13 protein-coding genes are annotated in these 13,243 nt (G+C 72.0%); 7 read left to right on the plus strand and 6 right to left on the minus strand.

The features are described 5' to 3' along the window. Nucleotides 1-31 precede the first annotated feature (31 nt). Nucleotides 32-457, plus strand: a complete 426-nt coding sequence (locus ABEA81_RS35735; protein ID WP_345611423.1) for an Lsr2 dimerization domain-containing protein — start codon at nt 32-34, stop codon at nt 455-457. Here the strand turns inward: ABEA81_RS35735 and ABEA81_RS35740 are convergent. After that, nucleotides 417-683, minus strand: a complete 267-nt coding sequence (locus ABEA81_RS35740) for a hypothetical protein (RefSeq protein ID WP_345611424.1) — start codon at nt 681-683, stop codon at nt 417-419. The two genes, ABEA81_RS35735 and ABEA81_RS35740, sit on opposite strands and share 41 nt — an antisense overlap. A gap of 84 nt (nt 684-767) precedes the next feature. On the opposite strand from ABEA81_RS35740, the gene ABEA81_RS35745 reads away from it, so the two are divergent. The 4 genes from ABEA81_RS35745 (at nt 768) to ABEA81_RS35760 (ending at nt 3,511) form a co-directional block, all read left to right on the plus strand. Next, nucleotides 768-2,030 (plus strand): DUF1565 domain-containing protein, encoded by a 1,263-nt coding sequence (locus tag ABEA81_RS35745; protein ID WP_345611425.1) that lies wholly within the window; start codon nt 768-770, stop codon nt 2,028-2,030. A gap of 75 nt (nt 2,031-2,105) precedes the next feature. Further along, complete coding sequence (locus ABEA81_RS35750) at nt 2,106-2,579, plus strand: CAP domain-containing protein (protein ID WP_345611428.1); 474 nt, start codon at nt 2,106-2,108, stop codon at nt 2,577-2,579. Between the two features lie 37 nt (nt 2,580-2,616). Then, the gene (locus ABEA81_RS35755; protein ID WP_345611430.1) at nt 2,617-3,072 is read left to right on the plus strand and encodes an AraC family transcriptional regulator; all 456 of its coding nucleotides are present in this window, start codon (nt 2,617-2,619) and stop codon (nt 3,070-3,072) included. Nucleotides 3,073-3,082: 10 nt separating this feature from the next. Next, entirely contained in the window at nt 3,083-3,511 is a 429-nt protein-coding gene (locus ABEA81_RS35760) for a VOC family protein (RefSeq protein WP_345611431.1), read from the plus strand. A gap of 39 nt (nt 3,512-3,550) precedes the next feature. Here the strand turns inward: ABEA81_RS35760 and ABEA81_RS35765 are convergent, their stop codons facing one another. Together ABEA81_RS35765 and ABEA81_RS35770 are read right to left on the minus strand one after the other, a co-directional pair. Next, nucleotides 3,551-5,092: an acyl-CoA synthetase gene (locus tag ABEA81_RS35765; protein ID WP_345611433.1), complete on the minus strand. Its 1,542-nt coding sequence runs from the start codon at nt 5,090-5,092 to the stop codon at nt 3,551-3,553. 47 nt (nt 5,093-5,139) lie between these two features. Then, nucleotides 5,140-5,799 (minus strand): response regulator transcription factor, encoded by a 660-nt coding sequence (locus tag ABEA81_RS35770; protein ID WP_345611435.1) that lies wholly within the window; start codon nt 5,797-5,799, stop codon nt 5,140-5,142. Between the two features lie 145 nt (nt 5,800-5,944). Here ABEA81_RS35770 and ligM point away from each other — a divergent pair, with 145 nt between their 5' ends. Then, nucleotides 5,945-7,348 carry a vanillate/3-O-methylgallate O-demethylase gene (gene ligM, locus ABEA81_RS35775; RefSeq protein ID WP_345611436.1) on the plus strand — a complete coding sequence of 468 codons (1,404 nt, stop codon included), beginning with the start codon at nt 5,945-5,947 and terminating at the stop codon, nt 7,346-7,348. Between the two features lie 154 nt (nt 7,349-7,502). Then, nucleotides 7,503-9,104 carry a benzoylformate decarboxylase gene (mdlC, locus tag ABEA81_RS35780; RefSeq protein ID WP_345611437.1) on the plus strand — a complete coding sequence of 534 codons (1,602 nt, stop codon included), beginning with the start codon at nt 7,503-7,505 and terminating at the stop codon, nt 9,102-9,104. Between the two features lie 157 nt (nt 9,105-9,261). On the opposite strand, the gene ABEA81_RS35785 is transcribed toward mdlC, so the two are convergent. The 3 genes from ABEA81_RS35785 to ABEA81_RS35795 form a co-directional block, all read right to left on the minus strand. Further along, on the minus strand, nt 9,262-10,530 hold the full coding sequence (locus tag ABEA81_RS35785) for an MFS transporter (RefSeq protein ID WP_345611440.1): 1,269 nt from the start codon (nt 10,528-10,530) through the stop codon (nt 9,262-9,264). 182 nt (nt 10,531-10,712) lie between these two features. Further along, nucleotides 10,713-12,314, minus strand: coding sequence for an ABC transporter substrate-binding protein (locus ABEA81_RS35790; protein ID WP_345611441.1), 1,602 nt, complete (start codon nt 12,312-12,314; stop codon nt 10,713-10,715). After that, nucleotides 12,311-13,243, minus strand: a complete 933-nt coding sequence (locus tag ABEA81_RS35795) for an SDR family NAD(P)-dependent oxidoreductase (RefSeq protein WP_345611443.1) — start codon at nt 13,241-13,243, stop codon at nt 12,311-12,313. The genes ABEA81_RS35790 and ABEA81_RS35795 overlap by 4 nt, the downstream gene beginning before the upstream one ends.

The raw sequence follows: 13,243 nt of genomic DNA on the forward strand, positions 1-13,243 counted from the left end.
GAACCGATCCAGCGACCCGACGGAGTGTCCGGTGGCGACCCAGACGCGATGGCTCCTGGTCGACGACATCGACGGGAGCCGCCCGGCCACCACGGTCGAGTTCGGCCTCGACGGGGAGTCCTACGCGGTCGACCTCTCGGCGGAGCACGCCGCCGAGCTCCGCTCGGTGCTCGGCGAGTTCATCGCGGCGGCCCGCGCGCGGCACGAGGAGCGGACGCCGGCCCTGCGGCACGCGCCGGACCCCCGGACCACCGTGACCGCTCCCGTGGCATCGGCGGATCCCCCCGCACCGCCGGCGCCGCACGGGGGGCTCACGGACGTCCTGCGGGACCTGCGGGCGGAGGTGCGGCGCGCGCTGTTCGAGATCCTCACGGCGCTGCTCGACATCCTGCGCCGACGGCTCGACGCCCGCCGCGTCAGCCGCGGCGCCACCAGCGCCGGCGTCGGCGGGGCGTGAGCTGCCGGCGCCAGCGGCGCGCCTCCTTCTCCACCCCCTTCTTGACGTCCCGGGCGCGCGGCAGGGCCAGCCGCAGCCCGAGCCGGTAGAGCCGCACCGCCACGTAACCGAGCAGCAGCCCGACCGGCAACAGCACGAGCGTGAGGCTCACCACCACGGCGAGCACCAGCAGCACCGTGGCCACCAGCCAGGCCAGGCAAGCCCCTGCCGTCCGCACCACCCGCATCGGTGACACCGCCCCTCCGATGAGACCTCACTCAGGGAGTCCGGGCATCATCGTTGCGGAGCGCGTGCGTTCGAGCACGCCCGAGTGAACGGGGATTCAGTGGTCCAGGTCCGCAACTCGCCGCCCACCGCGCCGGCCCGGCAGTCCCGCTTGTGGCGCAACCTGGCGCTGGGTGCCGCACTGGCCGCCGCGGTGCTCGTCGTCGTGCTGCTGGTGCTCACGCCCGGATCCACGCCGCCACCACCCGGGCCGACCCCACCCCCTCCGGTCGCCGCCGGGCCGCAGTTCTACGTCGACCCCGCCGGGAACGACTCCAACGACGGTTCCGCGGGCGCCCCGTTCCAGACGATCCAGGCGGCCCTGGACGAGGCCCAGCCCGGTACGACGATCAACCTGGCGCCCGGCGAGTACCACGAGCAGCTCGCCACGCAGCGCGACGGCGCGCCCGGCGCGCCCATCACGATCAAGGGCCCGGAGACCGGCCAGGACCGGTCCGGCCGCTACCAGGCCACGCTGTACGGCACCGACCGCGTCGTCAGCGTCGACCACAGCTACTACGTCTTCGAGGGCTTCACGATCGACGGCCAGGAGAAGCTCAAGGGACGGCAGTTCCCCGAGAACCTGTCGGCGATCACCGCCTTCAAGCAGAGCGTCGCCAAGGACGTCGAGGACGGCCGGCTGGTGTACATCGGTGCGTCCGACGCCTCGCGCGACATCACGGGCATCGAGATCCGCAACATGTTCCTCAACGGTGCGGGCGGCGAGTGCATCCGGTTGCGCAACAACGCCCACGACAACGTCATCGCCGACTCGGTGATCCAGTACTGCGGCCTGTTCGGCAAGAAGAGCGGGGACGGGGGCCGGTTCGAGTTCCACAACGGCGAGGGTGTCTACATCGGCACCAGCCCGAAGTCCGACGGCCAGCCGATGGCCGAGAACGACACGAGCTCCGGCAACCGGGTCACCGGCAACATCATCCGCACGTTCGGCTCGGAGTGCTTCAACGTCAAGGAGAACGCGCACGACAACGTGTTCGAGAACAACCAGTGCTCCGGGAACGTCGAGTCCACCGAGTTCGACGGCAGCAACATCGAGCTGCGCGGGCACGACAACATCGTGCGCAACAACACGATCTCCGGCTCCGAGGGCGTCGGCATCAAGATCAAGAGCGACGGCGAGGAGTACGACAAGGGCGGCAACGTCGTCGAGGGCAACCAGATCTCCGACGTCGCGGGCGAAGCGTTCCAGGTGGAGTCGGACGCCCAGCAGGGGCAGATGTGCGGCAACCAGGTCCAGGCGGCGTCGCTCGGCGAGGACGCGCCCCCGGGGGTCGGCCAGCCCTGCTGAGGCGTGATCGACACAGGTAGTCACGGGATGTGACATCGGGCGTATCTCGTTCGCCCGTTCGGGTGTTGTACGGGCGTGAGAGAACGCACCGGCGGGGCCGCCCGCCTACCGATCGTCGCCGCACTGGTCGCCGTGGCGTGCACGGTGCCCGCCACGGCAGCCCACGCCGCGACGTCCGCAGACGAGATCGACACCGTCGTCGCGCTGGTCAACCAGGAGCGCGCGGAAGCGGGCTGCGACCCCGTCAGCGTCGACGCCCACCTCACCGACGCCGCCGAGGGGCACTCGCAGGACCAGTCGGACATGGGGAAGATGACCCACACCGGCTCCGACGGCTCCTCCGTGGGCGACCGCGCCACGAAGGCCGGCTACGCGTGGCGCAAGGTCGGGGAGAACGTCGCATCGGGCACGACGTCGCCCGAGCGGGTCATGTCGCTCTGGATGAACAGCGAGGCCCACCGGGAGAACATCCTCAACTGCGCCTACGAGGACATCGGCGTGGCCCGTGTCGGCGGCTACTGGACGCAGGACTTCGGCACGCCCGAGTAGACCGCGCCGGGGCGCTCGTGGCCTAGACTCGCCGGTCGTGAGCGCCCCGACCCGCCGGGCCCCGAACGACCTGCTGGTGCACCTGCGCCGGGCCCGCGACCACGTCGACCGCCACTACACCGAACCCCTCGACCTCGAGGCGATCGCCGCGGTCGCCGGTATCAGCAAGTACCACTTCCAGCGGCTGTTCACCGCCACCTACGGGGTCTCCCCGGCGGCGCACCTGTCCCGCCGGAGGGTGGAGCGGGCGCAGGACCTCCTGCGGGCCACCAACCTCACCGTCACCGAGGTCTGCCACGCCGTCGGCTTCTCCAGCCTCGGCTCGTTCAGCAGCCGGTTCCGCGAGCTGGTCGGCGAGTCACCCAGCGAGTTCCAGCGCCGCTGGGCCGGAACCGGCGCCCCGCACATCCCGGGGTGCTTCGTGTTCATGTGGGGCCTGGCCGAGCGGCGCTCCGCAAGCCAGGAGAAGCCACCGGAGGCGCCGGGCTCCTAGGCTTCTCCGCATGATCACAGCCGTCTCCATCGCCAGCGTGTTCGTGAAGGACGTCGACGCCTCCAAGGCCTTCTACATCGACGTGCTCGGCTTCCAGGAGCACACCGACATCACCCTCGGCGAGGGCTACCGGTGGTGCACCGTGAAGAGCCCCACCCAGCCGGACCTCCAGATCCACCTCACGGTGCCCGGCCCGCCGATCCCGGACGACATGGTGGCCTCGATCAACCGCGCGCTCGACGCCGGCAACATGTTCGGCATCGGCGTGAACGTGGACGACTGCCGCAAGACCTACGAGGACCTGCAGGCCAAGGGCGTGGAGTTCATCCAGCCGCCGGAGGAGCGCCCGTACGGCGTGGAGGCCGTCGCCCGCGACAACTCCGGCAACTGGATGGTGCTGGTCGAGCCGAAGGCCTACAGCGCCGCCGACTTCGCGTAGCCCCGCCATGGGCCGGCCGCCCGGCCCGGCGGGGCGTGATCACCGGCGCGTTCCCGCGGCGAGGTCGGCGGCCGCGCGGGCGCGCAGCTCGACCCGCCGGACCTTGCCGGTGGCGTTGCGGGGCAGCGCGTCCGTCCGCACGAGGTACTTCGGGATCTTGTAGCGGGCGAGGTGCGCCTCCAGGTGGGAGCGCAGGTCATCGTCGGTGGGGTCGGCGCCCTCCCGCAGCTGGACGTACGCCGCGCCGACCTCACCCCACCTCTCGTCCGGGACGGCGACGACCGCGGCGTCGGCCACAGCGTCCAGCCGCACCAGCACGGCCTCGACCTCGGCCGGGTACACGTTCTCGCCGCCGGAGATGATCACGTCCTTCTGGCGGTCGACGACGTCGGCCCACCCGTCCGGGCCCACCCGGAGCACGTCGCCGGTGCGGAACCAGTCGCCGTCGACGAACGCATCGGCCGACTCGGCCGGGCGGTTCCAGTAGCCGGCGAACACGTGCGGCCCGCGCACGAGCAGCTCGGCGGGCTCCGCGCCGACCGGCACGCGGGCGCCGTCGCGCAGCATGGCGACCTCGGTGGCGAAGTGCGGGACACCCACGGAGACCGGACGGTCCAGGTCGCCACCACGCGGCACCATGTACACCCCCGGGGCCGCCTCCGTCATGCCGTAGCCCTGTTGGACCTGCACGCCGCGCTCGAGCCACGCCCGCGCGACGCGCTCCTGCACCGGCGAGCCCCCGTAGAGGACGGTGTGCAGCGTGTCGAGCTTCGCACCCTCCCAGCCGGGGTGCTCCACCATCATCTGCAGCATCGTGGGCACCGCGGAGAAGCTGGTGACGCCGACCTCGCCGATCCGGGCGAGCACCGCACCCGCGTCGAAGGCGGCGAGTGGCTCGACGCAGCCCCCCTTGAACAGGGTCGGCAGCGTGACCTGACCGAGCCCGACGCAGTGGAAGAGCGGGGAGATGCAGAGCGCCCGGTCGGTGCTGAGCACGTCGACGTGCGCGAGCTGGTTGATGGTGTTCCAGGTGAGGTTGCCGTGGGTGAGCACGGCCGCCTTGGGCCGCCCGGTCGTGCCGGAGGTGTAGAGCAGGATCGCCGGGTCGTCGAGCGTGACGGCCGGCGGCTCGGCGAGCGGGTCCGCGGCCACGACGGCGGCCTCGTACTCCGGGCCGACCCTCAGGACGGGCGCGGCGAGACCGGTCGCACCGGCCAGGGCGTCGGTGTCGGCGCTGTGCACCAGGAGCGCGGCGCCCGAGTCCTCGAGCATGTACCGGATCTCGGCGGCGGCGAGCCGGTAGTTCAGCGGGACCGCGATCGCACCCAGGAGCCAGGTGGCGAAGTACGTCTCGAACACGCTGATCGCGTTGACGCCGAGGTAGGCGACGCGGTCGCCCGGCCGGACCCCCCGCCCGGCCAGAACGCTCGCGAGCCGTGCGGTGCGGTCGGCGAGCTCGGCGTAGGTGACGGTGCGCTCGCCCTCCACCAGCGCCGGGCGGTCGGGCGCGATCCGGGCGCGCCGCGTCGGCCAGCTGCCGACCGCCGGCGCCGCCGCGTGCCGCAACGCCGCGGTGTCCACGAGGCCTCCCGAATGACAGGCTTCCTGATATCGGGGGCAGCCTAACGTCATCCCGCGGGCGGAACCAGGCCCTCCCGGATCGCCAGCAACGCCGCCTGGGTGCGCGAGGCGAGCCCGAGCTTGCCGAGCAGGTTGCTCACGTGCGTGCGGGCCGTGCGCTCGCTGATCACCAGCTCGGCGGCGATCTCCTTGTTGGACCGGCCCTCCGCCACGAGGCGCAGGATCTCGCGCTCCCGGGCCGTGAGGGCGCGCAGCCCGCTGCGGGGAGCCCGGATCTCCTGGGCGAGGCGGCGGGCGACGGCCGCGTCCAGGAACACCTCCCCACCGGCGGCGGCGTGCAGCGCGGCCGCGATCTCGCCCGGCCCCGCGTCCTTCAGCAGGTAGCCGGCCGCGCCCTCGTGCAGTGCGGCGTGCACGCGCTCGATCTCCCCGAAGCTGGTGAGCACCACGACCTGCACCGACGGGAAGCGGCGCCGGATCTCCGCGATCGCGGCGACGCCGTCCATGCCCGGCATCTGCAGGTCCATGAGCGCCACGTCGGGCAGCCTGCCGTGCGCCGCGAGGTCCGCGAGCACGTCCAGGGCGCCGGCGCCGTCAGCGGCCTCGCCCGCCACCTCGACGTCGTCGAGCACGGCGAGGTAGGCGATCACGCCCCGCCGGACCACCGCGTGGTCGTCGACGACCAGCACTCGCAGGTCCCTGTCCACCGGCCCATCATTCAGGTACGTCAAATGACGCGCCCACCGACGTTGCGGTGGCCGCCCCGGTCGCGCCATTTCCCCGTATCCGCGCAGGTACGCGCGTTCATAGCGTGACTTCGGACGAACGCATCGACCGGCTAGGAAGGCACGCATGAGCGCGAAGAACCTGCAGGACGTCTTGGACCAGGCAGGAGACACCGTCGACCTGCTGCGGAACTCACAGCTGGGCGCCTACATCTACCCGGTCGTGCCGGCCGAGTTCACCAACTTCCGGCGCGAGGTCATCGCCTGGCGCGAGTCGGCCGTGCTGTTCGACCAGAGCCACCACATGGTCAACCTCTTCATCTCCGGCCGCGACGCGCTGAAGTTGATCACCGACAACGGGATCAACAGCACCGCGAAGTTCCGGGTGGACACCGCCAAGCAGTTCGTGCCGGTGTCGCCGGAGGGCGGCGTGATCGGTGACGGCATCCTCTTCCGGCTGGCCGAGGACCAGTTCATCTACGTCGGCCGAGCGCCGGTGGCCAACTACCTGCAGTTCCGGGCCACGCAGGGCTACGACGTCGACATCAAGGTCGACCAGCGCTCCCCCATGCGGCCCTACGGCAAGGCCGTCACGCGCGACCTGTGGCGGTTCCAGATCCAGGGACCGCGCGCCTGGGACGTCATCGAGAAGCTCAACGGCAGCCCCGTCGAGCAGACCCGGTTCTTCACCCTCGGCCACATGAAGATCGGCGGCGAGGACGTCCGCACCCTGCGCCACGGCATGGCCGGCGCCCCCGGCCTGGAGATCTGGGGTCCGTACGACAGCTACGACCGGGTGCGCGAGACCATCCTGGAGGCGGGCCGCGAGTTCGGCCTGGAGCCCTGCGGCTCGCGCGCGTACGCGTGCAACACGCTCGAGTCGGGCTGGATCCCCTCGCCGCTGCCCGCCATCTACTCGAGCGACGGGCTGCGCGACTACCGCGAGTGGCTCGGCCCCGACAGCTACGAGGCCACCAATGCCATCGCCGGCAGCTACGTGTCGGACAAGATCGAGGACTACTACCTCAACCCGTGGGAGATGGGCTACGGGTCGTTCGTGAAGTTCGACCACGACTTCGTCGGCCGCGACGCGCTCGCCGCGATCGAGCCGGAGAAGCAGCGCCGCAAGGTCACGCTCGCCTGGAACGCCGAGGACGTCGCCAAGCTGCTGGCCTCGCCGGTCACCGACGGCCCGGACTACCAGTTCTTCGACCTGCCGAACGCGAACTACGGGCCGTCCAACTTCGACTCGGTGGTCGACTCCGACGGCACCCTGGTCGGGCTCTCGCTCTTCACCGGCTTCAGCGCCAACGAGCGCAAGGTGCTCTCGCTGGCCACCGTCGCCCCCGACGTGCCGCTCGGCGCCGAGGTGCAGGTGATCTGGGGCGAGCCGGACGGCGGCACCCGCAAGCCCACCGTTCAGCCGCACGAGCAGCTCGCGGTGCGCGCCGTCGTGAGCCCGGCCCCGTACGCGGACATCGTCCGCGAGAGCTACCAGCCGGGCTGGCGGTCGAAGGCCGCCTCGGTCTAGACAGCCGCGGTCTGGACAGCCGGGGTCTGGACAGCCGGGGTCTGGACAGGCGGGGTCTGGACAGGCGCAAATCCGGACGCCGTCGGCGGGGTCGCGCACGAGCCGACCCCGCCGACGGGTTTCACCGACGACCGGGAACACGGAGGATCGGGTTGTGGCCACCGTTCGGAGCACCGTTCACGACCTTCTGCGTTCCTGGGACCTGACCACGGTCTTCGGCAACCCCGGCTCGAACGAGCTGCCGTTCCTCGACGGCTTCCCGCCCGACTTCCGCTACGTCCTCGGCCTCCAGGAGGCCGCCGTCCTCGCGATGGCCGACGGGTACGCCCAGGCCACCGGCCGCCCGGCGCTCGTGAACCTGCACTCGGCCGCCGGACTCGGCCACGCCGTGGGCAACCTCGCGAACGCACGCGCGAGCCACACACCGCTCGTGGTCACAGCGGGCCAGCAGAACCGCTCGATGATCGGTCTGAACGCCGTGCTGGGCGAGGCCGACATGGTGCGGGTGCCGGAGCCGCAGGTGAAGTGGGCGTACGAGCCCGCGACGGCCCAGGACGTGCCGCGGGCGCTGTCCGAGGCGTTCCACCGGGCCGCGTTGCCGCCGGCCGGGCCGGTGTTCGTCTCGCTGCCGATGGACGACTGGGGACAGCCCGCCGATCCGGACGTGGCGGCCCTCCTGCCGGGGCGGCGGGTGCGGTGGGCGGGCGCGGCCGACCCGGACGTGGTCGCCGAGCTGGCCCGGCGGATGGCGGCGGCGCGCACGCCCGCGCTCGTCGTCGGGCCCGAGGCGGACGACGAGCGGGCCTTCGGCCGGGTGGTCGCCCTCGCCGAGCGCTGGCGGGCCGCGGTGTGGACCGCACCGACGGCCCCGCGCTGCCCGTTCCCCACCCGGCACCCGCAGTGGCGCGGCCTGCTGCCGCCCAGCATCGCCGGGGTGGCCGAGCACCTCGCGGGCCACGACTTCGTGCTGGTGCTGGGTGCACCGGTGTTCCGCTACCACGCCCACCGGCCCGGCCGGTGGCTCCCCGAGGGCACCGAGCTGGTGGCCGTGGGCTCCGACCCCGGGGCGGCTGCCCGCACCCCGTTCGGGGACGCGCTGGTGGGCGACGTCGCCGCCATCGCCGGACAGCTGCTGCCGGCGCTCCCCGACGACGCGGACCGCGCCCTCCCGGAGCCGCGCACGGTCCCCCACGCCGTACTGCCCGACGACGGCCCGTTCCCCGCCGACGCGCTCTTCGCCGCGCTCACCGAGGCGCTGCCGGCGCGCGCGCGCCTCGTCAACGAGTCCACCGCGAACACCAGCCAGTTCTGGACGCACCTCGACCTGCGCACACCCCGCTCGCTGCTCTTCCCCGCTGCGGGTGGCCTCGGCTTCGGCCTCCCCGCCGCCGTCGGCATGGCACTGGCCGACCCCGAGCGGCCCGTCGTGGCCGTGCTCGGCGACGGCGCCGCGCAGTACGGCATCACCGGGCTCTGGACGGCCGCGCAGCACCGGCTCCCGATCACCTTCCTCGTGCTGCGCAACGGCGGCTACGGCGCCCTGCGCGGCTTCGTCGACAGCCTCGGCGTCCAGAACGCCCCCGGACTGGACCTGCCCGACCTGGACGCCGTGCGCATCGCAGAGGGCTACGGCGTCCCCGCCTGCCGGGTGACGACCGCCCGCGACCTGAAGGCCGCCCTGGCCGAGGTGGCGACGGCCTCCGGCCCGCGGCTGGTGGAGATCCCGGTACCGACGGAGCTGCGGCGGCTGGGGTGACGAGCGGCACCAGCGGGTCCCACTGCTGCCCACCTCCAGGATGATCCCCGGGCACTTCGCGCATCCAGCATGGACTTCGCACAAAGCCGGCCTTGTGCGAAGTGCGTGCTGGGTGTGCGAAGTCGGGCCTCGGTGTCCGGGGCGGCGGCCCCCCAGCTCAGCCGTCGCTCGCCGCGGGCAGCGCCTCGGTGTCCGGGGCGGCGTGGCTCGGCACCCGCAGGACCAAGGTGGCCAGGAGGCTGACGAGGCAGATGGCGCTGAGGTACAGGGCGATCGCGGTGGACGAGCCGTACGCGGCGAAGAGCGCGGTGGCCGCGATGGGCGTGATCGCCCCGCCGATCATGCCACCGATCTGGTAGGCGATGGAGGCGCCGCTGTAGCGCACGCGCACGTCGAAGATCTCGGTGAACAGGCGCCCCTGCGCACCGACGATGAGGCCCTGCACGAGCGCCGCCACGCAGAATGCGACGAAGGCGAGCCCGGCGTTGCCGGTGTCCACCATCGCGAACATCGGCAGTGGCCACACGACGGCCGTGATGGCCCCGATCACGTAGATCGGCTTGGCGCCGTACCGGTCGGCGAGGACGGCCGACAGCACGATCACGGCGATCCACACCACGGTGGAGAGCAGGATGAGCGTGAGCAGCAGGGGTCGCGGGTAGCCGACGACCTGCGTGCCGTACGTGAGCATGTAGACGATCACGGAGTAGCCGATCGCCGGTGGGGCGATGGCGGCGAGGCTCGCGAGCGCCAGCGTCAGCGGGTCGCGCCGGAAGAGCTCGGCCACGGGGACCTTGCTCACCGCCCGGTCCTTCTTGAGCCGTTCGAACTCGGGGGCGTCCTGCAGGCGCCTGCGCACGAGGACCCCGACGATCACGAGCAGCAGGCTGGCGAGGAAGGGCAACCGCCAGCCCCACTCCAGGAACTGCTCGTTCGACAGCGGAGCGACGGCGAGGAAGGCGAGGTTGGACGTCAGCACGCCCATGGGCACCCCGAACTGCGCGAAGCTGCCGTACATGGCCCGCTTGCGCGGTGGGGCGTGTTCGGTGGCGATGAGCACCGCGCCGCCCCACTCGCCGCCGACGCCGAAGCCCTGCGCGACCCGCAGGACCACGAGCAGGAGCGGGGCGGCGATGCCGATGGCTGCGTACGTCGGCAGCACGCCGATCAGGAACGTGGAGCCCCCGGTCAGGACCAGGGTGAGCACCAGCATCGACTTGCGGCCGAGCCGGTCGCCGAAGTGGCCGATCACGGCCGCCCCCAGCGGGCGGGCGATGAACCCGACGGCGAAGGTCCCGAACGCGGCGAGGGTGCCGGCGGCCGGGGAGAACGAGGGGTAGAACAGCTGGCCGAACACGAGCGCGGCCGCCGTGCCGAAGATGTAGTAGTCGTACCACTCGATCGATGTGCCGATGAAGCTCGCCACGAAGATGCTTCTCCGCGACGGGCTGGTGGCAGGTCTGGACGCGGGTGCTGTCACGGCTGCGCACTCCTTCGGACGCCATGTGCTGGGGTGATCCAAGCAAAGCGGGGGGCCGGCCGCACCCGTGCGGGGACGCGTGCCGGATACGTCATCTGTCCCATTCGGGCCTCCCCTCAGGCCTCCCCTCAGGCCTCGCTGTCGGCCAGCCACACGTCGGCGAGGCGGCGGCCCTGGTAGATGGGGCTCGGCCACAGGTCCTGCACCCGCTCGTTCGCGATCGCGTAGTCGTACTTCTGGATCGGGTAGAACGCCTGCCGGATCTGGGACTCCATCCGCACCTGCATCTGCCGGTAGATCTCGTTGCGGGCGGCGTCGTCGACGGTCGCGCGCGACTCGTCGACCATCCGGTTCAGCTCGGGGTCGTCGACGAGGGCGTAGTTCTCGATCGAGTCCGGCTCGAAGTCGCGCCACACCTGGTCGGGCAGGTGGACGCCGCGCAGCGCCTTGGTGATCGCGAAGTCGTGGTTGCGGCGCCGGTCGATCCCGGTGGCCGGGTCCACGATCTCGATCTCGGCATTGATGCCCACTTCGGCGAGGTCGGCCTGCATCCACTGCGCCTCGCGCACGTCCTCGTCGTCGACGCGCTGCACGAGCAGCGAGGTGGAGAACCCGTTCGGCAGGCCCGCCTCCGCGAGCAGCGCCCGCGCGTGCGCGGGGTCGAACGGGCGCAGGCGGAGGACCTCGTCGCGGGTCAGCGCGGCCGGGCTGGTGTCCGGTCGCAGCAGGGAGGTCAGGTTGAAGTGGCCGCGGATGTTCTCGCCCATGCCGACCCAGTCGACCGCCTCCATCACGGCCTGCCGCACCCGGACGTCGTCGAGCGGCTTCACCCTCGGGTTGAGGTAGATGCTGATCGGCGCGCCCGGCGTCTCGGTGACCGTGAAGCCACCGCGCGACCGGAACTCGTCGGCCACGTTCACGTCGCTCGTGACACCGGCGTCGAGCCGGCCGCTGCGCAGGGCGGCGGTGATCGCCGCGGTGTCGGAGAGGATCGGGCGGCGGATCTCGTCGAGGTAGGGCCGGCCGGGGACGAAGTAGTCCGGGTTGCGCTTGAGCACCCATTCCACATCGGGCGTGTGCGAGTCGAGCAGGAACGGCCCGGTGCCGATCGCCTGGGTCTCCAGGTCGTACCGCCCCTCGATCCCCTCCCTGGGCACGACCATGTTGAAGTGGTACGCCAGGTACTCCAGCAGCGGGGCGTACGGCCGCTCCAGGGTGAACACGGCCGTGTGCTCGTCGGGCGCGGTGATGCTCGTGACCGGCTCGAACATCCAGGCGTACTGGGCGGGCGTCCGCTTCACCGCCTCGAACGTGGCCACCACGTCATCGGACGTGAACGGGCGCCCGTTCACCGGCGGGACGTTCTGCCAGCGCACGTCGTCGCGGAGCCGGAACGTGTAGGTCAGCCCATCGGGCGAGATCTCCCACGACTCGGCCAGGTCCGGCACGATCTCGAGCGTGTCCACGTCCGCGCCGGTCCGGAACTCCAGGAGCTTGCTGTAGACGGTGCCCGAGATGACCCCCATCGCCGCCGGGTCGGTCTGGAGCAGCGGATGGATGCTGGTGCTGATCTCAGAGGTCATCTGCACGACGAGACTCCCGCCGGGTCGGGGGTCGCCCACCGGTCCCGACCGGCTGCTCCGCCCACCGCCGCCGCACGCCGAGAGCCCCAGTGCGCCCGACGCCGCGAGGGTGGCCAGCAGGAACGTCCGGCGGTCGACGGGCCTCATGCCAGCTCCCCGTCCATCTCGCCGGTGACGTCCAGCGGGATGAGCGGCAGCGGCCCGGCGAGCTCGGACGCGGGTGCGGGCGCGTAGGCGAAGTTCTTGGCCCGCGCGCCACCGTCGACCACGAAGTCGCAGCCGGTGATCAGGCGGGCGTAGTCGGAGCAGAGCCAGGCGACGGCGTGGCCGATGTCGGTCGGGGTGCCGGTGGTCCCCATGGGTACGAGCGGGGCCCGCTGCCCGGTGAAGCGGGACGGGCGGCGCCACTCCTCGTCGCCGGTCGCGCCCCCGATCCCGTGGGTGCGCGGCCGGTCCAGCACGCCGCCCGCACCGCGTTCCTTGATCAGCTCCGGGTTGTCCGGGGTGGGTGCGGTGGGCGTGAAGCTGTTGACGCGGATGCCGTAGGGAGCGAGGTCCATGGCCGCGGCTCGGACGAAGTTGTTCACCCCGCCCTTGTGGAAGGCGTAGGCGATCACGCCGGCCGAGCCGGACCAGCCGTTGGACGAGGAGATCGCGACGATGGAGCCGCGGATGCCGCGCTCGGCCATGTGCCGGCCGACGTGCTTCGTGTTGAGGAAGTTGCCCAGGCCCGCCACCCGCACGGCGCGGTCGAAGAACTCGGCGCTCTCGTCGAGCACTCCCTTGCCGCCGAGCAGCGCGGCGTTGTTGACGAGCACGTCGATCTGCCCGAACTCGTCGATCACCCGCGCGATGTAGCCGGTGACCTGCTCCTCGTCGGTCACGTCGCCGGGCACCGCGATCGCCGTGCCTCCGTTGCGCTCGATCCGGTCCACCGCGGTCTTCGCGGCCGCGGGGTCGATGTCGTTGCACGCGACCTTCGCGCCGTAGCGCGCGAGCGCCAGCGCGATGCCGCTGCCGATGTTCGGGCCCGCCCCGGTGACCAGGGCGACCTTGCCCTCCAGCGAGATCTCCAC

This window comes from Pseudonocardia adelaidensis (assembly GCF_039543345.1).
Classification (GTDB): Bacteria; Actinomycetota; Actinomycetes; order Mycobacteriales; family Pseudonocardiaceae; genus Pseudonocardia; species Pseudonocardia adelaidensis.

What these genes read in the sequence shown, in the direction of transcription:
- ABEA81_RS35740 (WP_345611424.1), bottom strand. Translation starts at nt 683, where the DNA reads ATGCGGGTGGTGCGGACGGCAGGGGCTTGCCTGGCCTGGCTGGTGGCC.
- ABEA81_RS35760 (WP_345611431.1), top strand. Translation starts at nt 3,083, where the DNA reads ATGATCACAGCCGTCTCCATCGCCAGCGTGTTCGTGAAGGACGTCGAC.
- ligM (WP_345611436.1), top strand. Translation starts at nt 5,945, where the DNA reads ATGAGCGCGAAGAACCTGCAGGACGTCTTGGACCAGGCAGGAGACACC.
- ABEA81_RS35790 (WP_345611441.1), bottom strand. Translation starts at nt 12,314, where the DNA reads ATGAGGCCCGTCGACCGCCGGACGTTCCTGCTGGCCACCCTCGCGGCG.